Source organism: Rhizobium sp. BK418 (genome assembly GCF_004341105.1).
Taxonomy (GTDB): domain Bacteria; phylum Pseudomonadota; class Alphaproteobacteria; order Rhizobiales; family Rhizobiaceae; genus Rhizobium.
In genome coordinates this window covers 64,135-88,337 of record NZ_SLZK01000003.1, presented here as the reverse complement: position 1 = coordinate 88,337, position 24,203 = coordinate 64,135, and the positions used below count along the sequence as shown (strand labels likewise).

Here is a 24,203-nt window from a genome sequence, read left to right as displayed (position 1 = left end):
TTCTCAGCCGCGGGCCGGCGCGAAAGCCTTCACATCGGCGGGCTTGTCATCCATTTGCAGATGCAATCGCTGCCCCGCGTAAGGCGAGTGTTTGACCACGACATCGAGATTGAGCTCCACGCCCAGTCCCGGTTCGTCTGACGGGATCAGGTAGCCATCTTCGAAACGCAGCGGCGTCTTGAGGATTTCGGCATAGAAGCCCGAGAAATCGACGATTGCCTCGTGAATCAGGAAATTCGGTGAGGAAGCGGCCAACTGAATGCTGGCCGCAGCGCCGATAGGACCATTGTAGAGATGGGGCGCGATCTGCGCATAATGAGCCTCTGCCATGCCGGCGATCTTCTTGGATTCCAGAATGCCGCCGGCGCGCGCGACGTTCATCTGCAGAATCGAGGCTGCACCGGTTTCCAGCACGCGTTGGAATTCGTATTTCGTCGTCAGTCTCTCGCCGGTCGAAATCGGGATCGAGGTCTTGCGGGCGACTTCCGCCATCGCCTCTTCCTGGTCGGGCGGCACCGGCTCCTCGAACCAGAGCGGATCATATTTCTCGAGCCGCTGCGCCAGCCGGATCGCTGATGACGGCACCATCTGACCATGCGTGCCAAACAGCAGATCGGCACTGCTTCCGACAGCTTTGCGAATCTTGGCGCAGAATTCCTCGCAGCGGTCCATGACACCGAGTGAAACCTGATGGCCGGAATAAGCCGTATAGGGGCCGGCCGGGTCGAACTTGACGGCGGTAAAGCCCATCTCGACCATCTTCACCGCGCATTCGGCGGCAAGATCCGGATCGTTATAGTCATATTCGCCGGCGGCGTTCTTCGGATAGAGATAGGTATAGGCGCGCAGCTTCTCGTGCACGCGCCCGCCGATCAGCTTGTGCACCGGCTTGCCGGCCGCCTTGCCGATAATATCCCAGCAGGCGATCTCCAGGCCCGAGACGATGCCCATCATCGTTGGGTCCGGGCGCTGGGTGAACCCGCTCGAATAGGCAAGCCGCCAGAAGCGCTCAATATCATGCGGATCATGGCCGAGCAGATAGCGCTGGAAAACATCCTCGATCAGCGGCACGAGCGCCTGCGGATGAAAGGCGGTCGAATAGATCTCCCCGACGCCCTCGATACCGTCGGCCGTCGTCAGCCGCACGAAGATCCAGTACATGCCGCCGATATGCGGTGGCGGAACGGCGACGACATGGGTGGAAAGCGATGCGATCTGCATGGTTGTGATCCTCAATGCTTGAGTATGACGAGGCGCGTCTGGGTGAATTCGAGCATGCCATGTTTGCCATCGTCGCCGCCGAGGCCGGAGCGCTTCCAACCGGCGTGATAGCCCTGATAGGGATCGGCCGGGAAACGGTTGACGTAGAATTCGCCAGCCTCGATTACGTCGGAAAAGCGCATGATCGTGCGGTGATTGTTGGTGAAAAGCACTGAACTCAGACCGAACTGGTGATCGTTGGCGAGCGCCAGCGCCTCCTCCGTCGTTTCGTAGGCAACGACAGGCAGAACTGGCCCGAAAATCTCTTCGGTGATGATTTCCATCTCCTGACGGCAATTGGAAAGCAGCGTCGGCGGATAGAAGAAGCCAGGCCCTTCAGGCAGGATGCCCCCGGCTTCGATGCGCGCACCCTGCTCCACGGCCTTCAGGACGGCCTTGTGCACATTGGTCTGCGCGGACTTGGTAGCGAGCGGCCCGACGCGGGACGCATCCACTGATCGGTCGCCGAAGGTGCGTGCGGCAAAGCCAGCCTTCAGCTTGGCAAGCAGCGCGTCATGGATGGAACGATGCACATAGACACGCTCCGGTGCGGTGCAGAGCTGGCCGCAATGATTGGTCTTGGCGGCGACGAGCTGCGCGGCAACGGCATCGAGATCGGCGTCCGGCTCGATGATGACGGGTGTTTTGCCACCGAGCTCCAACGAGGGCTTGGCAATGTTCGCCTTGCAATAGTCGAGTACGACGCGGCCAGCCTGCAGACTGCCGGTCAGGGTGATCATCCCGATCTTCGGATGGGTGCAGAGTGCCGCCGCAACCTCATGCGACATGGTGAGGATGTTGACCAGCCCGGCGGGCAGACCCGCCTCGACCACGGCTTCGGCGATCTCGAAAGCAGAAGTGGGCGTCGAATTGCTGGGACGCACAACCACGGCATTACCGGCGATCAGTGCCGGCGCGATCTTGCGCACAAGCGTGTAGATCGGAAAGTTGAAGGGAATCAGGCAGGCGATGACGCCGATTGCCTCACGCTTCAGAAGCAGCGTCTCATTGGTATTGTCGCTCGGGATGATTTCGCCCTCGATGCGGCGCGCCCATTCGGCATGATAGCGCATCAGATCGGCGCCATAGATCGCCTCGCCCGTCGCATCGGCAAGGCTCTTACCGGATTCCAGTGCCAGCGCTGCACCGATCTTTTCCGCCCGCTGCTCGATAACCGCAGCGAACTTGCGCAGGGCCTCGCCACGGGCAATGGCTGGCAGCGCCCGCCATTCCTTCTGCGCCTTCGCTGCCGCTTCGACGGCCTCGGCGGCTTCTTCGGTCGTTGCCGACGGTACCTTGGCGAATTGGGTTTCCGTTGCAGGATTGAGCACCGGCACCAGCGTGCCAGAAGACCGGAATTCTCCGGCGATGAAATTGCGATATTCCGTCATGACGGTATCCTCAGTGCAATAGCAAACCACGCGCATGCCGGCCTCTGCCGGCCATGCGTTGAAACGAAACAGGTGCCGTCGCCCGGAAGCGGCGGCTAGAACGTGCTGCGGCCCGGCGCCGCGTCGAGAAGTGTTCTCGTATAGGGATGCGTCGGCGCCTGCAGCACCTGGGCCGCACTGCCGCGCTCGACGATTTCACCCTTCTGCATCACCACGATCTCGTCGCTGATCTGGGCAGCGACGCGCAGGTCGTGGGTAATAAAGACGATGGCGAGCTGCAGCTTCTCCTGCAGTTCGCGAAGCAGTTTCAGAACCTGCGCCTGTACCGACACGTCGAGCGCCGAAACGCTCTCATCCGCGATCAGCACATCCGGCCGCATGGCAAGCGCGCGGGCAATGCCGATGCGCTGACGCTGCCCGCCGGAGAAAGCCGACGGCTTGCGCCAATAGGCGCTCTTCTGCAGGCCGACGAGATCGAGCAGCTCTTCTGCACGGCGGCGCGCTTCGCCAGCCTCGATACCGGCAAGCCGGGCGGAGCGAGCAATCATCGGCCCGACGCGGCGGCGTGGATTGAGCGAACCGAACGGATCCTGGAAAATCATCTGGATCGACCGGCGGCGCGCCCGCAACGGCGCCGGCGAAAGGCCGAGAAGATCAGCACCCGCGACTTCCACCCGACCGCTCTTCGGCTCGATCAGCCGGATCATCGCCTTGGCAAGAGTCGACTTGCCACAACCGGATTCGCCGACGATGGAAACCACACGACCCGGCAACAGGCTGAGTTCCACATGCTTCAAGACCTGCACATTGCCGTAGGAATGCTGGAGATCGTGCACTGCAAGCACCGGCTCCTCGCCGCTCTGCGCCGCCGGACGGCCATGCGGCGTCAGGCTTGGAACGGCGGCGATCAGCTCCTTCGTATAGGGATGGTTCGGCGCCGTCAGCACCTGCTTCGCCTCGCCGATCTCAACGATCTCGCCATGGCGCATGACCGCCACGCGATCGGCAATATCGGCCACCACGCCGAAATCATGGGTGATGAAGACGATGCCGTGACCATGTACGTCGCGCAGTTCACGCACCAGCTTCAGCACCTGCGCCTGCGTCGTCACGTCGAGCGCCGTCGTCGGCTCGTCGGCGATCAGCACGCGTGGGTTCATCGCAAGCGCCATGGCGATGACGACACGCTGGCACTGACCGCCGGAAAGCTCATGCGGATAGGCTTGCAGGATGCGATCGGGGTTCGGCAGATGCATGGATTCGAGCAGCGCACGGGCGCGCCTCCTGCGCTCGGCGGCATCAAAATCCGAATGCAGCTCGAAGACTTCCTCGATCTGCGCCGAAACCGTCATCGCCGGATTGAGCGAAGCGATCGGCTCCTGAAAGATCATCGCGATATCACTGCCTCTGATAGCGCGGAACGCCCGCTCGGAGAGGCGGACGAGGTCGGTATCGCCGAGCACGACCTTGCCGCCGGTAACCTTCAGCCCCTCGGCCACGGCGCCCATGAGTGCGCTCGATAGCACCGACTTGCCCGAACCGGACTCGCCCACGATGCAGAGGATCTCCCGCGGCTTCAGATCGAAGCTCGCGCCCTTCACGGCGAAGGGCCGATCGGCGCCCTTCGGCAGCGCGACGCTCAGATTTTCGACCCGAAGGATCGGCTGGCTTTCGTTGCTGCTCATGCGCGCCTCCCTTGCGCTTCCGAGACTTCCCGCAATCCGTCCGCCAGCAGGCTCAAGCCCAGCATCAGCGACGAGATCGCAAGGCATGGAAAAATCACGAGATGCGGGAAGGCGATCGCCATGGCGCGGCCCTCATTCACCATTGTGCCCCAATCCGGCGTTGGTGGCGGCAGGCCGAGGCCGAGAAAGCCGAGCGTGCCGATGGTGATGGCCGTGTAGCCAAGGCGCAGGCAGAAGTCGACTGCAAGCGGCCCGCTGGCATTGGGCAGAATATCGAAGAGCATGATGCGCCAGGTGCTTTCGCCCTGCGTCACCGCCGCCGCTACATAGTCGCGGCTGGCGACATCGATGGTAATGCCACGCACGATACGGAAGATCGCCGGCGCGCTGCCGAAGGTGACGGCAAGCACGATGTTGAAGGGCGATGAGCCGACTACGACGATGATGACGATATAGAGCACCAGCACCGGAAAGGAGAGCACTACATTGGCGATGTAGGACAGCAGCGCATCGCCCCAACCGCGCCAGTAGCCGGCAATAAGCCCGAGCACCACGCCGACCACATAGGCCGTCATCGTCGCAAGTGTGGAGAACACCACGACCGTGCGCGCGCCGTAGATGAGGCGTGAGAGGATATCGCGGCCGAGCTTGTCTGTGCCAAGCCAGAATACATCACCCGAGGGGGCTACTGTGCCGGGCTTTGCGAGCGGCAGCAGGGTGCGGATCGGATCATAGGGTGCAAGGATAGGTGCGAAAATCGCCACCAGCAGCCACCCGATCGTCAGGAAACCGCCGATCAGGACGACCGGATTGGAAAAATAGGGTATTACAGCTTTCCGCATGGCGCCCTCACTTCCGTCCCTTGGCTGCATCGAGCAGCGAGACGCGCGGATTGAGCCAGCCATAGGCAAGATCGGAAAGGATCTGCGTTGCGACGACGACCACGACGCTCACCATCGCGCAGGCCTCGACGAGACGGATATCGCTGTTGAGCGCAGCGTCGTAGAGAAGCGTGCCGAAGCCCTTATAGGCATAGAAAACCTCCACGACGATGACGCCGGACAAGAGCCATGGAAGCTGCAGCATGATAACTGTGACGGGGGTGATCAGCGCATTGCGCAACGCATGGCGCCAGACAATGCGCGCGGTGCTCGCACCCTTCAGCCGCGCGGTGCGGATATAATGCGTGCCCATGACTTCGAGCATCGAGGCGCGGGTAACACGCGCCAGATAGCCGGTGGAATAGAAACCGAGCACCATCACCGGCAGGATGATCTGCTGCAGCGTAAAGCCAGTTAGCATCGTGCTGGCGCCGGGCAGCCAGTGCAGCCAGAAAACGAAGACGGCCGAGAAGAAGACGGCGGAGGCGAAATCCGGGATCGAGGTTGTGATAATCGCGATGAAGGAGACGACGCGATCAAGCAGCGATCCGGGCCGCATACCGGCAACGATGCCCGCAAAGAGGCCGACGGGGACGATGATGAGCAGTGCACCACCGGCAAGGATACCGGAGGCCGCAAGCCGGTCCGGAACCAGTTGCGCAACCGGTGCACGATAGTAGGTGGACATGCCCCAGTCACCGGTCACGAAGGACCAGAGCCAGCGGCCATAGCGGAGAATGAAAGGATCGTCGTAGCCGTTGGCGGTCAGCCACTGGGCGCGCTGAGCGGGCGTCGAGAACTGGCCAAGGACCTTGACGGCGACGTCGCCGACATTGACCTCCAGCGCCAGATAGACAAGCAGCGACACGGTGAACATCACCGCGAGTGCGCTTGCCAGTTTACGAAGAATGAAAAGAAAAACGGCCACGAACCACCTCTTTGCCGGGTCGGGGCCGCCTTTTCGGCGGCCCCTGCCGAAGATCAAGCCTTGGCGAGCCAGACGCCGTCCATGCGGAAATAATCCGCCGGATGGAGCTGGAAGCCGCGGACGGTGGTGGCTGCGGCGCTGAAGCGGTTCGGCCAGTAGGGCTGAACGATGACGGCGGAATCCTGCAGGATCTGCTGAACATCCTTCATGGCTTCAGGGCGCTTGGCCGGATCGACGACAGCCATCGCCTTGTCGAGCGCGGCGTCGAAGTCCTTGCTGGCAAAATGGCTCTCGTTCCAGGCGCCGCCGGAGCGGTAGGCGAGATCGAGCGTCATGGAGCCGAGTGGGCGGTGCGCCCAGTAGGTAAGGCCGAAAGGAACCTTGTCCCAGATCGGCCAGTATTGTGAGGCCGGCAGCACATTGAGCTTCAGCCGGATGCCGGCTTCGGCCAAATTCTGCTGCAGTACCTGCGCGGTATCTTGTTCCCAGGTGCCCTGTGTGTTGCCGAGCGTCAATTCCAGATCGAGGCCATCCTTGTGGCCGGCTTCGGCAAGCAGCGCCTTGGCCTTCTCGACATCGCGGGGCACGGCCGGCAGCGCGTAGTAATCGGGCTGAACCGGGGAAACGTGATAGTTGGCGCCGACTTCACCCTCGCCGCGATAGGCGACCTCGAGCATCTGCTTGTTGTCGGCGGCAAGTTGCACGGCCTTGCGGATGCGAATGTCGTCGAACGGCTTCTGGTCGGACTGCATACGCATGACCAACGTATGGGCCGCTTTGCCGGTCAGAATCTGGATATTCGGCAGCGACTTCATGAGATCGTATTCGGCGATCGTCGCGCGGTAGATGATATCGATCTGGCCGCTCGAAAGCGCAGCGAGATGGGTGGTGATATCGGTGCCGAGGTCGATGTACTGGATGCCATCGAGATGCGCTGGCTTGCCCCAATAATCGGCGCGCTTGGAAAAGACGGCCTGACGGCCGACTTCATAGCTCTCCAGCTTGAATGGACCGGTGCCGATGGGATTGGCCGGCCAGTTGGCGCCGCCCTTGACGAAATCGCGGTGCAGCATCGGGCAGGTGTAGGAATAGAGCTGTTCCGGCAGCGAGGAAACGGCGCGCGACAGCGTGATGCGGACGGTATGGTCGCCAGTCTTCTCCACCTTCTCGACGGCCGAGAAAGCGGTCTTGTTGGAAGACTGGGAGTCCGGAGCGATCCAGCGCTGGATGTTGAAGATCACGTCTTCAGGCGTGAAGGCATCGCCATTCGACCATTTGGCGCGCTCGTCGAGTTCGAAATCCCAAGTCTTCAGATCGGCAGACGGCGTCCAGCTCTTGGCCAGATAGGGATGCGTGACATTATCGGCATCGACATAGGTCAGGAATTCGAGGCTGTTGCGATAGAGGTTCGAAGCCTCGATCCAGCTCGTCATCATCGGATCGGTCAGTTCCTGGATCTGGCAACCGAAACGCAGCGTACCGCCATCCGTGGGTGTCTCCTGAGCCAGGGTAGGCTTGCTCTCACCAAGGAAGGCGCTGGCGGAGGCCGCCGTCACACCGAGCCAGGCGACGGCACGCAGGAAGCCGCGGCGGTCGATCTTGCCGGCGCGGACCTGTTCGCACAGTTCGGGCACCGAGGGATGCAGCGGATTGCCGCTATTGGTCTTCAATTCAGTCATAATCTGCCTCCTCCTTGAATGGCAGTGAATTCGTTTCAGGCACCCTCTGTGCCAGACACGATGCGCAGGGCGGGCTTTTCCCCTTCGTTCACCATGCGATTGCTGAAGCGGCTGATGATCCAGGATCGAAACCCTGCAATAAGAGGATCCACCAGCCCTTCCGCATCGGTCTTCAGGTAATACCCGAAGCCTTCGTAATAGTGTGCGGTGACCGGCGCAACCAAGCGGCCGCTTTCTATTTCCTCCCGAAACAGCGCCGGATCTGCCAGTACCAGGCCCTGCCCCGACAATGCGTATTGAACCCCAAGACTGGCGCTGTCGAAGGTCACGCCGCGCGCCACCGAAACCCCGCCAAGACCGTTCTGAACAAGGAACCGCTGCCAGGTGAGATAGGGCTTCATATCGACGATCTTGATGTGGATGATCTCGTTTGCGGCGATAAAGGCCGCGATATCCGAAACCCCTCCCCCGACCAGATCGGGATGGCAAAGGATCGTCGGCCGCTCCTCCCAGAGCAGGTCGGTGACCCATTCATCGACGGCCGGTCGCGTATAGACGACCGCCACATCGAATTCGCTATCCGGCACCCCATAGGGCGTCGAAACCTCCAGCAGCACATCCGGAAAGCTGCGCCGGAAATCGGTCAGCAGCGGTACGGTGAGCTTCATGGCAAAGCTCGGCGGGAGGTTGATGCGCAGCTTTCGCTGGCGCTGTTCATCCGGCGCACAGACCTCGCGCATCGCCTGTTCGATACGATCGAAGCCCTTGCCGATGCCCGCAACGAGCGAGCGCCCGGCATCCGTCAGCGTCGTAGCCTTGTGCGCACGTTCGAAAAGCTTGCGCCCGATACTCTCTTCCAGACCGATGACATGCCGCGAAAGCGCGCTCTGCGAAATGTTGAGCGCGGCAGCTGCCGCCGTGAAGCTGCCATGATGCGCCACCGCCTCGAAGGCCCGTAGCGCATTCAGCGGCAGCCGGCGGCGATCGACTGCCGGCTCCTTCTTCGTCTGGGGGGAGCGATCCTCCGTCATTATCCCGCAAGCCCGCCGAACAGGACGTATTTGCTCTCTAGGTATTCATCGAGCCCTTCGCTGGCTCCTTCGCGGCCGAGGCCGGATTGCTTGACGCCGCCGAAGGGTGCCACTTCCGTCGAGATCACGCCCTCGTTGATGCCGACCATACCCGCTTCCAGCGCCTCGGCCACACGCCAGGCGCGGCCGAGATTTTGCGTGAAGAAGTAAGCGGAAAGGCCGGTTTCCGTGTCATTGGCAAGCGCGATCGCCTCTTCCTCGCCCTTGAAGCGGAAAAGGCCGGCAACCGGGCCGAAGGTCTCTTCGGTCGCAAGCGCCATATCGGTCGTCATGCCAGTCAATACCGTCGGCTCGTAGAACAGGCCGCCGCGCTCGTGCGGCTTGCCGCCGGTCAAAACCCTGGCACCCTTTTCGACAGCATCGGTCACATGCCGCTCGACCTTGGTCAGCGCCGGTGCATTGATAAGCGGTCCCTGCGCCGCGCCATCCTCCACGCCAGGCGCAACCTTCATCGCCGCGACAGCTTTGGCAAGCGCCTCGGCATAGCGGTCATAGATGCCATCCTCGACAAGGATGCGGTTAGCGCAGACGCAGGTCTGTCCAGTATTGCGGAATTTGGAGGCGATGGTACCGCGAACGGCCTGATCGATATCGGCGTCGTCGAAGACGATCAGCGGCGCATTGCCGCCCAGTTCGAGGCTGATCCGCTTTACCGTATCGGCGCTCTGGCGCATCAGCAGCTTGCCGGTCGCCGTCGATCCCGTGAACGAGAACTTGCGTACGACAGGGCTTTTCATCCAGACGCCGACGACATCGGCGGGCGACTTCGTCGTCACAACGCTGACGACACCAGCGGGAACACCGGCCTGCTCACCGAGACGGGCAAGCGCCAGCGCCGAAAGCGGTGTGTCCTCGGCCGGTTTGATGATGATGGTGCAGCCGGCAGCCAACGCCGGGCCAACCTTTCGGGTAATCATCGCCAGCGGGAAGTTCCACGGTGTCACTGCCGCGACGACCCCAACCGGCTCTTTCATTACGACGATACGCGCGTCGGCCTTGTGAGACGGCACGACGCCACCATGCGAACGGCGGCCTTCTTCGGCAAACCAGGTCAGAAAGCCCGCTGCATAGGCGACTTCGCCACGCGCTTCAGCAAGTGGCTTACCCTGCTCGGCCGTCAACAGCCGCGCCAGATCTTCCTGATTGGCAATCATTAGCTCGGCCCAGCGGCGCAACACCGCAGAGCGCTCCGAGGCGAGCGTCTTGCGCCAGGTCTTGAAGGCTTTAGCGGCGGCATCGACCGCCCGCTGAGCTTCCGCCGCGCCGCAATCCGGCACGGTCGCAAGCTCGCTGCCGTCCGCGGGGTTCAGCACGGTGAAGCGCTTGCTGTCAGCCGCACTTCCCCAGCCTCCGCCGATCAGCGCATTATCTTCGATGAGTTTCATGTCAGGCGACCTTAGGCGTGAAGAATGGATTGCCGACCGTTGCTACGCCTTCGGCAAGCTCGGCACGTGAGGGCCAACCTTTCATCAGCGCGCGTTTGGCTGCAAGATGCGTCGCAGCCTTGTTATTATGATACACCTCTTCGGCATCATTTGCCGACGGATTGACCCAGACGGCGGCAATCGCGACCCAGTCATCCTCGGCCGCGGCCGGCAGCGAGCCGTCAAGCAGGGCTGCCGTAATGCCGGCAGCAACACCAGCTTGTGCTGGACCCCAGGTCATCAGCTCATGCGACGAGCCGGATTCCATCACCGCCTTGGCGATGAACAGCGTCACGGGCTTGGCCGGCAGATTCGGCTTCAGGACCGCCTGGAACGGCAGATGGCCGGGACCGGGGCTTGCGGCCGCACCGGCAAGCGCGCCGGAAATCGGGCCGTTCTTCGGGCCGAGATAGAGGTTGATATGAGCAGCATTCGGGCCGGAACCCTCGAAGCCTTCACCGATATAAAGCATTAAATTCTCCAGTAACGATGCGGGTCGACCCATTATGCCTTCGAAAGGGCACGCGGACGACGAACCGGGTTATAGTCGTTGATCATGTCGCGCGGGCGGTAGGGGTCCTCAAGGAACGCGCGCTCTTCTGCCGTCAACTCGATCGCCGCAGCCTCGACTGCGGCAACGACATGCTCGGGGCTTTCCGTGCCAACGATCGGAACCGTGCTGTTGCCGGAACCGATGACCCAGGCCTGGGCGATCTGGCTTGCCGTCTTGCCACGCTTGGCGGCGACTTCGTTGACGCGCTTGGCAATTTCCTGGTCGATCTCGTCGCCGAACCAATCGAGATAGAGGTCGTGTGCGATACGCGGCGCCGAACCGCCGCCGGCGAGATAACCGCGGGCGAGCGGCGAGAAGGTCGTCACTGCAATACCCTCTTCCTGGCAGTAAGGCATCATTTCGCGCTCTTCCTCGCGATAGAGCAGCGAATACTGGCACTGCATGTTGACGAACCGCGTCCAGCCGTTTTTGTCGGCGACATGGTTCATCTTGGCGAACTGCCAGGAATACATGGTGGAAGCGCCGATGTAGCGTGCCTTGCCCGACTTCACGATCTCATGCAGCGCGCTCATCGTCTCTTCGACGGGCGTTTCCGGATCGAAGGCGTGGATGATGTAGAGGTCGACATAGTCGGTGCCCATCTGCTTCAGCGACCTGTCGATTGAGGCCATCAGATGCTTGCGCGACAGGCCCTTGTCGTTGGGATCGTCGCTCATCGGATAGAAGGCCTTGGTGGCGAGCACCAGCTTTTCACGATCCGTCAGCGACAGCAACGTGCGGGCGACGACCTGCTCGTTGACGCCGGTTGAATACCAGTCTGCCATGTCGAAGAAATTGATGCCGACGTCGAGCGCCTTTTTGAGGATCGGCACCGACTTCTCCTCATCGAGCACCCAACCCTTCCACTTGGATGAGCCGATACCCATGGTACCGAGGCAAAGCGACGAAACCTTCAGGCCGGTCTGGCCAAAGCGCACATATTCCACAGCAATGTCCTAAAAGTGTTTCTCCCTGTTAGGACTATGCCGTGGCGACACTATTGTGACAAATAGGTTTATTCGATGCGGCTATCTCAAAATGAGATATGGCGTACCTTCCTCCGCACAGACGAGTTTCGCAGCCATTCGTCCAGGAAACCGACCTGCCGCTTTGTATGGCCGAACCGAAACCTAAGTATAGTTTTGCCTGAGCAAGCCTGGATCTATCTTCTCCTCAGCTGGAACCGACCTGACCATTCAAGGTTTCAGCTGGTGGCACCGCCCCTGCCACCTTCAGGGCAGGCATTCCCCTCCGCCAAAGCCCCGCGGATCCTCCCATCCGCCAGAGACCGTCCCGCCGCCCGGGACGGTCTTTCCTTTCGGATCGTCGGAATTATTTGTCCTGTACTTCCAACACTTTTGTATAGCTTTGCGCCGTCAGACACCGCATTAAGCTACGCCAGAATTAGTCGGCGGAAGTGAAGGCCGGAGCCAGCGAGGGGGCATGCGATCATCGGTATTGTGGAAGCTGATCAACCCGCGAGGAACACTCTCGCATGAAATCACACTTGGCCTGATCGCACTCGTGCTTGGCGCCGCCGTATTTTATGTCGATGCCTTCACCGAGATCCAAAGCGCCATCGCGGTTCTCTATGTCATCGTGCTGCTGCTGGCTGCCGAAATGCTGACGAGGATCGGAACAACGCTGCTCGCGCTCATCTGCACCGCCCTCACACTTTTTGCCTATTTCTACTCCCACGGCCTGGGGGAAGATGTCCCAGCGCAGTTGCGCCTTGCGGTTTCCCTGGCCGCCATCACCATCACCTGCGCTCTCATTCTCCGCAACGAAACCGCGCGAGCCGGTCTCATCGAGGCCAACCTGCACCTCCGCGACAGCGAGACACGTTACCGCTATATTTTCGAACACAGCCGCATCGCGCTCTGGGAGCGCGATTATTCCGCAGTGCGCGCCTTCCTGATGTCCTTGAAGGCAGAAGGCGTGAACGATCTCAAGGAATACTACCGCACCAATCCCGGCATCATCGCCACGTGCACGGGTCTCATCCGCACCATCGCCTCCAATGACGCCGCTCTCGAGCTGCTTGGCCATGTCGCCGGCGGCCTGCCCTCACACACGATGCGCCGCCACATCGCTCCTGACGACGACGCCTTTTTGGACCTGCTGAATGCCATCTTCCGCGGCGAACGGCATTTCGAGGGCAAGGGCGATCTGATCGCCGAAAATGGCGAGACCAGACTTGTCATTATAAGCATGAGCTTTCCTGAGGATCCCGCCGCCTTTAATCGTGTCGTCGTCGGCATGGTGGATATCACTCAGCGGGAAATGATGCAGAAGGCCATTCGCGAGGCTCAGGATGAGCTTGCTCGCGCCTCGCGCGCCGCAACCGTCGGCACACTTTCCGCCTCGCTCGCCCATGAGCTGAACCAGCCGCTCGGCGCCATCGTCGTCAACGCCCAAACGCTGCTCCGTTGGCTGAACCGCGAACCGCCGGATCTTGCCGCCGTACGTCGTTCGGCCGAGCGCATCATCCGCGATAGCCAGCGCGCAAGCGAGATTATTCACAATACGCGCTCGATGCTGACGCAGACCGATCGCGTGCCCGAATATGTCGATCTCGAAGTGCTGATCGAGGAAACGCGCACCTTGATGGAGCACGATTTCCAGCGCGACATGGTGACCTTCGAGGTCGACCTGACCGAAAGGCAGCCCGCAGTGAAGGCGATCCGCATCGAACTGCAGCAAGTACTCATCAACCTTGTCACCAACGCCATACAGGCCATGCGCGAAACGGCAATCGACCAGCGCAAGATTCTGATCTCGCTCGCCAGGAAGGATGATATATTCGTGACGCTCTCCGTCAGGGATTTTGGCCCTGGCATCAGCGAGGAGGCCATGACAAAGCTCTTCACGCCCTTCTTCACGACCAAGGCGGCTGGAATGGGCATGGGGCTTTCCATCTGCCGCAGCACGCTGGAGGCTCGCGGCGGCCAGCTTACGGCCGGCAACCATCCTGAAGGCGGCGCCATCTTCGAAATGATCATACCGATTGAGGACGACCATGACCGACACTAGTGCCGCATCGAAGGCAGCCGCTCAGTCCACAATGCCGATCGTCTATGTTGTCGATGATGACGAATCCATCCGCGAGTCGCTGGTCGACCTCTTCCGGTCGATCCAGATGGAGGCCGCTTCCTTCGCCACCACGACCGCCTTTCTCGACAAAGCCGATCTGCGCCGACCTGGCTGCATCCTCCTCGACGTGCGCCTGCCCGGCCTCAGCGGCCTGGATTTCCAGCTTCATCTGGAACGGATTGGCAGCAGGATGCCTATCGTCTTCATGACAGGCTTCGGCGATATTCCAATGAGCGTGCGCGCCATGAAAGCCGGTGCCGTCGACTTCCTGACCAAGCCCTTCCGCGACCAGGATATTCTCGATGCCGTTGGCGTCGCGATCGAAAAGGACATGACCCGCCGGCGCGAAATGGCGGCAAGCGATGCCGTTGCCTCGCTGGTCGATACGCTGACCCCGCGCGAGCGGGAAGTGATGGCCGCCGTCGTCAAGGGCCTGATGAACAAACAGATCGCCTATGATCTCGGCATCAGCGAAATCACCGTGAAGCTGCATCGCGGCAATGTCATGCGCAAGATGCAGGTCCGCTCGGTGGCCGATCTGGTTCGCAAGGCCGAAATGCTGGAAGGCAGATAGCGGAACCTAGACCCTTGTATGGTACCGCGAGACGGTACGGCCCTCCATAATGAACGCAGCATAATGCAAGAATAAGCAAGGCTACTAATCTCGTGTCACATACATCCACAATCGCGGTCGTCGATGACGACCAGGCCATCCGGGAGGCTCTTGATGATCTGATCCAGTCCTGCGGCTACCAGAGCAGGCTTTTTGCCTCGGCGGAAGAATTTCTGGCCTTTGACGACAGGGCGGCAATCGACTGCATGCTGGTCGATGTCAAGATGCCCGGCCTCAGCGGCATCGAATTGCAGGAAATCCTCAACGGCGAACCTGAGAAGCCGCCGATGATCTTCATGACCTCCTATCGCGACGAGCGAACCCGCACGGCGGCCATGGAAGGCGGTGCGCTGGCCTTTCTGGGCAAGCCAGTCGAATTCGATTCCCTCATCAACTATCTGGAAATCGCTTTGAAGCCGTAAGATCCCACCACGTGGTCTCCGGATATTGCTTACTCAACCGGCGCCGATTACAAGTTCCGCTGCGCGCTTTTGCGCCTGGAGCTGAAAAATCCTGTCTGCGAATACCAGCCCTCAGCCGATGCCGAACGGGCCGTCGAAGCGCTGTGGCAGCTCTCGGCGGCAAGCCGCCGAGACTGAACAAGTCCGGCAAAAGCACGCAGGCTTTGCCGGAATTGCATCAAAATAAGGAAATCAGGTCGGCACTGCGTCGAGTGCATACAAAATGCCGCGCAGTTCGGCGAGGCCGCGAAGACGGCCGATCGCCGGATAGCCGGGCGTGACATTCTTCTGCAGGTCGTCGAGCATGCGGTGTCCGTGGTCCGAGCGGAAGACGATTGACAGATCCGCGCTGCGGCGGCGATCCTCGGCAACCAGCTCCTTCAGCACCGCAACCATGTTCACATCACCTTCCAGATGTGCGCTTTCGTGGAAGGTGCGGCCATCGCCTTCGCGGGTCGTAGCACGCAAATGGGCAAAATAGATGCGCGAGGCAAAGCGACGCGCAATCGCCGGCAGATCATTATCGGCGCGCACGCCGAGGCTGCCGGTGCAGTAGCACATGCCATTGGCGGCCGCCGGTACGGCATCGAAAAGCGCGGCATAATCCTCAGCCGTCGAAGCGATACGCGGCAGGCCGAAAAGCGAACGCGGCGGATCGTCGGGATGCAGCGTCAGCTTCACGCCGCGTGCTTCTGCGACCGGTACAACGGCTTCCAGGAATTCGATGAGATGCTGGCGGAGCTTCTTCGCATCGATACCCTGATAAGCGATGAGCTTTTCACGGAAAGCCGGAATGGTCAGCGGCTCGGTTGTCGAGCCCGGCAGGGCGGAAGTGATAATGCGGGTAATCTCCGCAATCTCTGCTTCCGTCATGCTCTCATAGACGGCCTTGGCCCGCGCCCTGTCTTGCTCCGAATATTCTTCGGTGGCGCCCGGGCGTTGCAGCACGAAGAGCTCGAAGGCCGCGAAACGCTCATGGTCGAAGCGCATCGCGGTTGCGCCGGTCGGCGTCACATAATCAAGGTCGGTGCGGGTCCAGTCGACGACGGGCATGAAGTTGTAACAGACGATCGGGATGCCACAGGCCGCAACAGCTTCCAGGCTGGCAATCCAGGCCTCGATCTCGGCCTTGGCCTGTCCACCCTTGCGCTTGACGGCATCGGGAATCGGAATGCTTTCAACGACGCTCCAGATCAGCGGTGAGCGGCCGGCCGGCGTCGTTTCGATTAGTGACTGACGCTCGCGCACTTCCGCCTCGGTCCAGGCGCGGCCGATCGGCACCTGATGCAGCGACGAAACAATGTTCGTCGCGCCAGTTTGGCGCACCTCGTCCAGCGTCACCGGCGCCTCCGGCCCAAACCATCTCCAACCTTGCCGCATTTCGTCTCTCTCCCTTGATCTCTCGTGTTCTCAGCAGAAATAGTCGGGGAACTGCGAGCGCAGCTCCGCCACATCGGGTATAACGGCCCCCAGGTGATGGATCATGGCTTCGCGCGCCGCTTCGACGTCATGCGCCGCGATAGCGTTGCGGATCACCATGTGCTCGTGCACCACATTGTCCATGCGGCCGAGCACCGGCAGCGTCAGGCGCCGCGCCCGGTCGATCTGCACTTTCACCGTTTTCAAAATAGTCCAGATGCCGGGATAACCGGCAATCTGCGCGATCGCTTCATGAAAGACTTCGTCTTCCTCATGAAAGCTCGAGGCATCGCCGAGGGCCGCATAAGTCTTCTGCCGGGCGATGATCACATCGAGCCGCGCAATATCAGCTTCCGTCGCAATGCCGGCCGCAGTCTCAACCGTCGTCCCTTCGAGCGCCTTGCGCACGACCACCGCCTCCGGAATAGCCGAAACCGGCACCCGCGAAACCACTGTGCCTGATTGCGGATAAATATCGACGAGCCCGCCTTCGGAAAGCCTCAGCAGCGCCTCGCGCACCGGCGTGCGGCTGACCCCGAAATCCTCGGCAATCCGCTTTTCCTGCAGCGCCGTTCCCGGTGGAATCCTCAGCGACACGATATCGGCATGCAGCCGCTCGTGGATAGCCGCCGCCGTCGTCACGCGGCGGATCTTCCCGGCGGCGTCGCGCGGCGCCGGGAAAGCGAGGATTTCAGAGTCGGAAGCGTGCTGCATGCATAGTCTCAGGACGTTGACACTTTCGTGCATACTAGTATATCAATTGAATTCTGTTGCCAAGAGACGCCGCGGAGGAGAACAGCGGCCCGGCATTGCACCCGGAGGAAAAGCTTCCAGCTGCGGGCATTTTGATGTCGCCGAGAAACCGGCGCGTCGAGACTTGAGACGTGCATTTCGATGCAAACGGGCGGGCGCTCGGGGCAAAGGCCGGCACCGCCGCAAAAGAGGAGGATAGAATGAAGATCACACGCAGAACATTTGTCGGCGGAGCTGCCGGCGTCGCCGCGGCCGGAATGCTTCCGCTCCGCGCCTTCGCCCAGGCGAAGGCGCCTGCAAGCCCGGTGACCATCACCATCGTCGATGTCGCCGGCAATCTGGCGCTGACACAGGGCATGTTCGAAAATTATGCCAAGGCCAAGCCGGAATTCGTTTCCAGCTTTTCCTTTACCAAGGCCCCCGCCCCTGAACTGCCGGCCAAGATCCAGGCCCAACAGGCTGCCGGCAAGGTCGATATCGATCTCGTTCTGACCGGCACGGACGCACTGTCCGCTGGTGTCGACCAGGGTCTCTGGATCGACATGTCCAGCAAAAAATCCGCCCTTCCGAACCTCGAAAGCATCCTGCTGCCACAGGCCTTCAAGATGCAGGCGCTCGCCAAGGATCAGGGCGTTGTCATTACCTATTACCCGTCCGGCCCGCTGATCGAATATATGCCGGACAAGGTGGCAACCCCGCCGAAGACCGCGCAGGAACTGCTCGACTGGACGAAGCAGAACAAGAACAAGTTTCTCTATGCCCGTCCCGCAAACTCCGGCCCCGGCCGCACCTTGCTGATGGGTCTGCCCTATCTCCTCGGCGACAGTAACCCGCGCGACCCGGTCAACGGTTGGACTAAGACCTGGGAATATCTGGCAGCCCTCGGCGAAAACATTGAATATTATCCGACCGGCACCGCTGTGGTCTTCAAGGAACTCGGCGAAGGCACACGCGACATCGTCGCCACCACGACGGGTTGGGATATCAATCCGCGCGCGCTCGGGATCGTTCCCGAGGAAGCCAAGGTCGGCAAGCTTGATGGCTTCCACTGGGTTACCGACGCTCACTATGCGGCGATCCCGAAGGGTGTCTCCGACGAGAAGGTCGGCGTTCTGCTCGATGTGCTGAACTTTATCTATCAGCCGCAACAGCAGGCCATCGCCTATGACGCCGGGTACTTCTATCCCGGCCCGGCGGTGAAGGATGTCACGCTCGAAATGGCACCGACAGAAAGCCAGGAAACCATCAAGGAATTCGGCCGGCCGGAATATGCTGACTGGATTGCCGGCAGCCCGTTGGAAGTGCCGCTCGAGCCGAAACAGCTCGTCCAGGCTTTCCGCATCTGGGACGAAAAGATCGGCGCCAAGAAGGGCTGATTGTCGAAACGACCCGGCGCCGGCTTCCGGCGCCGGATTTCTGAAACAGTTCCGGCAAACATGTGCAGCGGTCTTGCATCCGGAATTGCTTGAAAAGAGATGGAGCATCTCCGCCACTCAAAAAGACGGAGAGGCTCTATCGGCTATGACCGCCGATAAATGGAGATTGTATTGACTTTGCCGGTTCAAAACGCAGCAGCGCTGTCATCGCGGAAGAATGCGCGACTTGAGCTTGATGGTATCAGGCGATCCTTTGGCGCCTACAATGCCCTCGACGGCATCGATCTCGCGATCGAACCAGGCGAATTCATCGCGCTTCTCGGCCCCTCGGGCTGCGGCAAGTCAACAGCCCTGAACTGCATCGCCGGCTTGCTTGGCCTGTCCGGCGGCGAAATCCGCCTCGGCGGTAATCGTATCGACCAATTGGAGCCGGAAAAGCGCGGCTTCGGCATGGTCTTCCAGAGCTATGCCCTCTTCCCGCACATGAGCGTGCGCAAAAATGTCGGCTTCGGTCTTGCCATGCAGGGAATTCGCGGCGCAGAAGCCGACAAGCGCATCATCGATGCGCTGGCGCTCGTGCGGCTTGAAAGCCAGGCGGACAAATTGCCCGGCCAGCTCTCCGGTGGTCAGCAGCAGCGCGTGGCCATTGCCCGTGCGATCGTCATCCGCCCGCCGATCGTGCTGATGGACGAACCGCTCTCCAATCTGGACGCCAAGCTGCGCCTGGAGATGCGGGCCGAAATCCGCGGCATCCACGATCAGATCGGCTCGACGACCATCTATGTCACTCACGACCAGGACGAGGCGCTGTCGCTTGCCGACCGTATCGTCGTCATGAGCCAGGGTCATATCCAGCAGATCGGGACGCCTCAGGATCTCTACCAGCGTCCGGTCAATCTGGAGGTCGCTGACTTCATGGGCTTCCGCACCCGCATTCCCGGTCGCGTTATTTCCGTCTCCGGCCACGAAGCCGAAATCGAAGCCGCCGGTGCGCGGCTGAGCGGAACCATGCGCGATACGCTCAAGGTCGGCGATGCCGCCGTTCTCTCGGTACGTCCGGAAGACCTCGTCGCGACCATCGACGGCACCGGGGTCCCGGTGACTGTCGCCAGCACCGAATATCGGGGCCGCGCCTTCTTTGGCATGGCCCGCTCGAAGGATGGATCGGAGCTCTATTTCCGCGCCGATGATGCCCTGCCGCGCGGCTCTTCAGCCACCCTGCAGCCAGCCGCGGGCCGTGCGCTCGTCTTCAAGGGGGCAGCGGCATGAGCGGCCCATCCCTGAAAACCAGGCTCGCCGCGCAGGGCCTCGACGGCACGACGCTGCTCGTGCTGCCGGGCCTGATCTTCATGATTGCCCTGTTCATCTATCCCTTCGTTTATGGGGTGGCGGACTCGCTCATACCGAAGGATGGCGGGCCCTGGTACGAGAATTATGCGAAGTTCTTCTCCGATCAGTTCCAATACGGCACGATCGCCAATACCATGTGGCTCGCCCTACCGGTGACGATCGTCAACCTCGCCTTCGCAATCCCGGTCGCCTTCCGTGTCCGCCTGATGCGCCGCCAGCGGCTGCTGACAACGATCCTCGTGCTGCCGATCACACTTGGTACGGTCTTCGTCGCCGATGGCCTTTTGACCTATCTCGGCCCACGAGGCTGGTTCAATCAGACGCTCATGCTCTTCGGAATTCTGGATTCGCCGATCAAACTCACCAACAACTACTGGGGTGTTTTCGCCTCGTTGCTGATCACCGGCTTCCCCTTCGCCTTCCTGCTGACGCTTTCCTACATCACCGGCATTGATCCCGCGATCGAGCAGGCCGCAGCAACACTTGGCGCCAATGCGCGGCAGCGCTTCACGCGCGTTTTCCTGCCGCTCCTGGTGCCGGGCCTTGCCGTGACTTTCTGCCTATCCTTCGTGCAGGCCTTCGCCGTCTTCCCCTCGGCAGTCCTGCTCGGTGCTCCGGCCGGTCCGACGCGTGTCATCTCGATCGCCGCCTATCAGGCCGCCTTCGAGCAATATGACCATTCCTACGGCACGGCAATCGCCCTCATCATGGGTGGAGTCGAGCTCTTCGTTGTCGTCGCCGTTCTCGGCGCACGTTCATTCTTCTACCGCGGCCCCGCCGGCGGCACGAAAGGTTGAGCCATGATCCGTGACCAAGGCCTTACCTCGAAGATCTGGCGCTTCGCCGTCTGGGCGCTCGCCAGCCTTTTCGTCCTCAATCTGCTTGCCGTCATCGCGGTCGTTATCCTCAATTCCTTCGCAACGCGCTGGCTCGGGACATGGTTGCCGCGCGGATGGACCGACCGCTGGTATTTCAGCGCGTGGAGCGAGTTCCAGCTTTCCAGCGTGCTGATCGTCACTTTCGAGATGGTTTTCATCGTCGTCATCATCTCCGGCATTCTTGGTGTGATGACAGCTTACGCGCTGGCTCGGCGCGATTTTCCCGGCAAGCGCGCCATCATTCTGCTCTTCCTGCTGCCGCTGCTGATCCCGCCGCTCACCTACGGCATTCCGCTCGCAACCGTGCTCTATCAGTTCGGCCTTGGCGGCACCTTTTGGGGCGTGGTACTGATCAACCTCGTGCCGTCCTTCCCCTTCGTGGTGCTCGTCATGATCCCCTTCATCGAGCAGATCGATCCACGGATTGAGGCAGCCGCCCGCGTCTTCGGCGCCGGCACGACGAGCCTTTTCATCCGCATCCTGCTGCCGCTCCTGCTGCCTGGCATGCTGGCCGCCCTGCTGCTGGTGCTCGTGCGCACTCTCGCCATGTTCGAGCTGACCTTCCTGATATCGGGGCCGCAGACCCAGACCCTCGTCGTATCACTCTATTATGCGGTCTTTGCCTCAGGGGTGCGGGCCGGCCAGTCCATCGACGCGATGGCTGTGGTCTATATGGTGACGACACTCTTCTGGCTGATCATCGCGCTGCAATTCGTCAATCCGACGCAGATCGTCGCCCGCGCCAAGCAACAGTCGGCGCATTGAAGTATATGTCGCAAAAGTGCCCAGCGGCGTTGCAATAGGAACATGCGCAAAAGAGAGCGTACGAGCGAGTCTGAAAGACCGCGACGCGTTTCAGTCTAAGCTGCTGCCGGTTTCCGGCAGCAGCCTTTTCAATCAATAGACTTCGGGAACGTACATTTCTGGCGGAACCGGAATGCGGTGATAATCGTCGTGGCGCACGCGTTCGGGCAGGACGATCGCTTCCTTCGGCACATCCTCGTAGGGAACCTGGGTCAGCAGGTGCGCGATGCAGTTTAAACGTGCCCGCTTTTTGTCCACGGCCTGGACGACCCACCACGGCGCTTCCGGAATATGAGTGCGGTCCAGCATCTCTTCCTTGGCCTTTGTATACTCCTCCCAGTGGACTCGGCTTTGCAGGTCCATCGGCGACAGCTTCCACTGCTTCAATGGATCGTGAATACGCATGTTGAAGCGGAATTCCTGTTCCTCGTCAGTGATCGAGAACCAGTACTTGATAAGGATGATGCCGGAACGAACCAGCATGCGCTCGAATTCCGGTACGGAGCGAAAGAACTCCTCCAGCTCGTCCTTCGTGCAGAAACCCATGACACGCTCGACGCCGGCACGGTTGTACCAGCTGCGGTCGAAGAGCACCATTTCGCCTGCCGTCGGCAGATGCGGCGTATAGCGCTGGAAATACCACTGATTCCGCTCGCGTTCGGTCGGCGCCGGAAGCGCCACGACGCGGCAGACGCGCGGATTGAGGCGCTGGGTCACGCGCTTGATCGCGCCGCCCTTGCCAGCGGAGTCGCGACCTTCGAAGAGGACGACAACCTTGAGCTTCTTGTACTGAACCCAATCCTGAAGACGAACCAGTTCATGCTGCAGGCGGAAGAGTTCGCGGAAATAGAGCTTGCGGTCGAGCGTCTGCTCCGCCGGACCGGACATCCCCTCGGCAACGAGCTCGTCAAGCCGGTCCTCCTCCATCTGCATTTCCAGCTCCTCATCGAAGCTGTCGGCAATTTCATTCTTGATACGGTCGAGCTGGGTGTTTTCGATCATGGCGCGCTCCCTATTCCATTTGCTCGATAAAGCACGTTCTCGCCATAGCTATATGACAGAGTTGCGACGATCGAAAATTTGCTTCGGCCAAACCCAAAATCTGGAGGCGTAAGACACCACCTATCAGGCCTTTTATGGCCGTTTCATCGGACCCAAATGGCGGACCTGACAGGCGGCGGCAGCTTGTGCCATGTCAAGTTTTATGTATACATTGATGTTGCTGAGCTATTTCGCGACATCAGCTTTTTCCTCTGGAGGAGAGAGGAAAAACGTTCTGGTCGCGGGCATATCTTCGGGAGAGAGATATGATGCGCAACAATGGGAGGAGTATACATGATTTCGTTTACGAGAAGATTGTTGATAGCCGGCGCGGCACTCGCAACGCTTGCCGGCGTGCCTGCATTTGCGCAGGAAACGGTGAAGATCGGCGTCATCCTGCCGATGACGGGTCCCTTTGCGTCGACCGGACGCCAAGTCGAGGCCGGCGCTCGCGCATACATGGCAATTAATGGCGATACGGTTGCAGGCAAGAAGATCGAGCTTGTCCTGCGCGACGATGCCGGCACAGCCGACCAGACCCGCCGCATCGCCCAGGAACTCGTCGTCAATGACGGCGTCAAGATGCTCGTTGGTTTCGGCCTCACGCCGCTTGCCATGGGCGTCGCCCCGGTTCTCAACCAGGCAAAAATCCCGGCGATCATCACCTCGGCCACGACTTCCGCCATCATGAAGCAATCGCCTTATTTCGTGCGCACTTCGATGGCCGGCCCGCAATCCGCCGTGCCGGTCGCCACCTGGGCCGTCCAGAACAACCTGAAGCGCGTCGTCACGCTGGTGACCGACTACGGTCCGGGCATCGACATCGAAAAGGGCTTCACCGATCAGTTCAAGAAGGAAGGCGGCACGGTTGTCGAAGCGCTCCGCGTCCCCCTGCAGAACCCGGATTTCGCACCCTTCCTTCAGCGTGTGCGCGATGCGAAGCCTGATGCCCTCTTCGTCTTCGTGCCTTCAGGCGTCGGCGCGATCTTCATGAAGCAGTTCGTCGATCGTGGCCTCGCAGATGCCGGCATCAAGCTGATCGCCACCGGCGACGTGACTGATGACGATCTGCTGAACGGCATGGGCCTGGCGGCCAAGGGCGTCATAACAGGTCATTTCTATTCGACCGATCACGACAGCCCGGAAAATAAGGCTTTCGTCGCCGAAGTCCGCAAGGCCAACAAGAACATGCGCCCGAACTTCATGTCGGTTGGCGGTTATGACGCTATGCATGTCGCCTATGCCGCGCTTGAAAAGACCGGTGGCGATACGGACGGAACCAAGCTCGTCGAAGCCATGAAGGGCATGGAGTTCGTCAGCCCGCGCGGCCCGATCACCATCGACCCTGATACCCGCGACATCGTGCAAGATATTTACATGCGCGAGGTCAAGGAGAAGAATGGCGAGCTCTACAATGTCGAGTTCGCGACTTATCCGAAGATCCACGATCCGAATACGGCTTCCAAGTAAGCCTAGGAAGCAGGCGGCGGAAGCAATTCCGCCGCTTGATGCAGTGAGGTCTC

Annotated in this window: 21 protein-coding genes; 8 read left to right on the top strand and 13 right to left on the bottom strand. The window is 60.8% G+C overall.

What is annotated here, in order from left to right; translation table 11 throughout:
* Positions 1 to 3 precede the first annotated feature (3 nt).
* The 10 genes from EV281_RS11940 to EV281_RS11895 all read right to left on the bottom strand — a co-directional run bounded on the left by EV281_RS11940 (position 4) and on the right by EV281_RS11895 (position 11,839).
* Positions 4 to 1,221 carry a mandelate racemase/muconate lactonizing enzyme family protein gene (locus EV281_RS11940; RefSeq protein WP_132653318.1) on the bottom strand — a complete coding sequence of 406 codons (1,218 nt, stop codon included), beginning with the start codon at positions 1,219 to 1,221 and terminating at the stop codon, positions 4 to 6.
* 11 nt (positions 1,222 to 1,232) lie between these two features.
* On the bottom strand, positions 1,233 to 2,651 hold the full coding sequence (aldA, locus tag EV281_RS11935) for an aldehyde dehydrogenase (protein ID WP_184326763.1): 1,419 nt from the start codon (positions 2,649 to 2,651) through the stop codon (positions 1,233 to 1,235).
* A gap of 95 nt (positions 2,652 to 2,746) precedes the next feature.
* Positions 2,747 to 4,336, bottom strand: coding sequence for an ABC transporter ATP-binding protein (locus tag EV281_RS11930; RefSeq protein WP_132653316.1), 1,590 nt, complete (start codon positions 4,334 to 4,336; stop codon positions 2,747 to 2,749).
* Positions 4,333 to 5,178, bottom strand: a complete 846-nt coding sequence (locus EV281_RS11925; protein WP_132653315.1) for an ABC transporter permease — start codon at positions 5,176 to 5,178, stop codon at positions 4,333 to 4,335. The genes EV281_RS11930 and EV281_RS11925 overlap by 4 nt, the downstream gene beginning before the upstream one ends.
* A gap of 7 nt (positions 5,179 to 5,185) precedes the next feature.
* Positions 5,186 to 6,145 (bottom strand): ABC transporter permease, encoded by a 960-nt coding sequence (locus EV281_RS11920; RefSeq protein WP_207896872.1) that lies wholly within the window; start codon positions 6,143 to 6,145, stop codon positions 5,186 to 5,188.
* 53 nt (positions 6,146 to 6,198) lie between these two features.
* Entirely contained in the window at positions 6,199 to 7,824 is a 1,626-nt protein-coding gene (locus EV281_RS11915; protein WP_132653314.1) for an ABC transporter substrate-binding protein, read from the bottom strand.
* A 35-nt stretch (positions 7,825 to 7,859) separates the two neighbouring features.
* Complete coding sequence (locus tag EV281_RS11910; RefSeq protein WP_132653313.1) at positions 7,860 to 8,855, bottom strand: LysR family transcriptional regulator; 996 nt, start codon at positions 8,853 to 8,855, stop codon at positions 7,860 to 7,862.
* Positions 8,855 to 10,300, bottom strand: coding sequence for an NAD-dependent succinate-semialdehyde dehydrogenase (locus tag EV281_RS11905; protein WP_132653312.1), 1,446 nt, complete (start codon positions 10,298 to 10,300; stop codon positions 8,855 to 8,857). Before EV281_RS11905 ends, EV281_RS11910 begins: the two co-directional genes overlap by 1 nt.
* A gap of 1 nt (position 10,301) precedes the next feature.
* Positions 10,302 to 10,811 (bottom strand): formaldehyde-activating enzyme, encoded by a 510-nt coding sequence (gene fae, locus EV281_RS11900; RefSeq protein ID WP_132653311.1) that lies wholly within the window; start codon positions 10,809 to 10,811, stop codon positions 10,302 to 10,304.
* Between the two features lie 32 nt (positions 10,812 to 10,843).
* Positions 10,844 to 11,839, bottom strand: coding sequence for an aldo/keto reductase (locus EV281_RS11895; protein WP_132653310.1), 996 nt, complete (start codon positions 11,837 to 11,839; stop codon positions 10,844 to 10,846).
* Between the two features lie 496 nt (positions 11,840 to 12,335).
* On the opposite strand from EV281_RS11895, the gene EV281_RS11890 reads away from it, so the two are divergent.
* From EV281_RS11890 to EV281_RS11880, 3 genes are all read left to right on the top strand, one after another.
* Positions 12,336 to 13,925, top strand: a complete 1,590-nt coding sequence (locus EV281_RS11890; protein WP_132653309.1) for an ATP-binding protein — start codon at positions 12,336 to 12,338, stop codon at positions 13,923 to 13,925.
* Positions 13,912 to 14,559, top strand: a complete 648-nt coding sequence (locus tag EV281_RS11885; RefSeq protein ID WP_132653308.1) for a response regulator transcription factor — start codon at positions 13,912 to 13,914, stop codon at positions 14,557 to 14,559. Before EV281_RS11890 ends, EV281_RS11885 begins: the two co-directional genes overlap by 14 nt.
* 92 nt (positions 14,560 to 14,651) lie before the next feature.
* Complete coding sequence (locus EV281_RS11880) at positions 14,652 to 15,020, top strand: response regulator (RefSeq protein WP_132653307.1); 369 nt, start codon at positions 14,652 to 14,654, stop codon at positions 15,018 to 15,020.
* Positions 15,021 to 15,251: 231 nt separating this feature from the next.
* Here EV281_RS11880 and uxuA read toward each other — a convergent pair whose 3' ends face one another.
* Together uxuA and EV281_RS11870 are read right to left on the bottom strand one after the other, a co-directional pair.
* Complete coding sequence (gene uxuA / locus EV281_RS11875; protein ID WP_132653306.1) at positions 15,252 to 16,439, bottom strand: mannonate dehydratase; 1,188 nt, start codon at positions 16,437 to 16,439, stop codon at positions 15,252 to 15,254.
* A gap of 30 nt (positions 16,440 to 16,469) precedes the next feature.
* The gene (locus EV281_RS11870) at positions 16,470 to 17,192 is read right to left on the bottom strand and encodes a GntR family transcriptional regulator (protein WP_132653305.1); all 723 of its coding nucleotides are present in this window, start codon (positions 17,190 to 17,192) and stop codon (positions 16,470 to 16,472) included.
* A gap of 239 nt (positions 17,193 to 17,431) precedes the next feature.
* Here EV281_RS11870 and EV281_RS11865 point away from each other — a divergent pair, with 239 nt between their 5' ends.
* The 4 genes from EV281_RS11865 to EV281_RS11850 all read left to right on the top strand — a co-directional run bounded on the left by EV281_RS11865 (position 17,432) and on the right by EV281_RS11850 (position 21,600).
* The gene (locus EV281_RS11865; protein WP_132653304.1) at positions 17,432 to 18,607 is read left to right on the top strand and encodes an extracellular solute-binding protein; all 1,176 of its coding nucleotides are present in this window, start codon (positions 17,432 to 17,434) and stop codon (positions 18,605 to 18,607) included.
* 159 nt (positions 18,608 to 18,766) lie between these two features.
* Positions 18,767 to 19,876, top strand: coding sequence for an ABC transporter ATP-binding protein (locus tag EV281_RS11860; RefSeq protein ID WP_132653303.1), 1,110 nt, complete (start codon positions 18,767 to 18,769; stop codon positions 19,874 to 19,876).
* Positions 19,873 to 20,754, top strand: coding sequence for an ABC transporter permease subunit (locus EV281_RS11855; protein ID WP_132653302.1), 882 nt, complete (start codon positions 19,873 to 19,875; stop codon positions 20,752 to 20,754). The genes EV281_RS11860 and EV281_RS11855 overlap by 4 nt, the downstream gene beginning before the upstream one ends.
* Before the next feature lie 3 nt (positions 20,755 to 20,757).
* Entirely contained in the window at positions 20,758 to 21,600 is an 843-nt protein-coding gene (locus EV281_RS11850) for an ABC transporter permease subunit (RefSeq protein WP_132653301.1), read from the top strand.
* A 132-nt stretch (positions 21,601 to 21,732) separates the two neighbouring features.
* Here EV281_RS11850 and ppk2 read toward each other — a convergent pair whose 3' ends face one another.
* Positions 21,733 to 22,641, bottom strand: coding sequence for a polyphosphate kinase 2 (ppk2, locus tag EV281_RS11845; protein WP_132653300.1), 909 nt, complete (start codon positions 22,639 to 22,641; stop codon positions 21,733 to 21,735).
* A gap of 333 nt (positions 22,642 to 22,974) precedes the next feature.
* On the opposite strand from ppk2, the gene EV281_RS11840 reads away from it, so the two are divergent.
* The gene (locus EV281_RS11840; RefSeq protein ID WP_132653299.1) at positions 22,975 to 24,150 is read left to right on the top strand and encodes an ABC transporter substrate-binding protein; all 1,176 of its coding nucleotides are present in this window, start codon (positions 22,975 to 22,977) and stop codon (positions 24,148 to 24,150) included.
* The last annotated feature ends 53 nt before the right edge of the window (positions 24,151 to 24,203 follow it).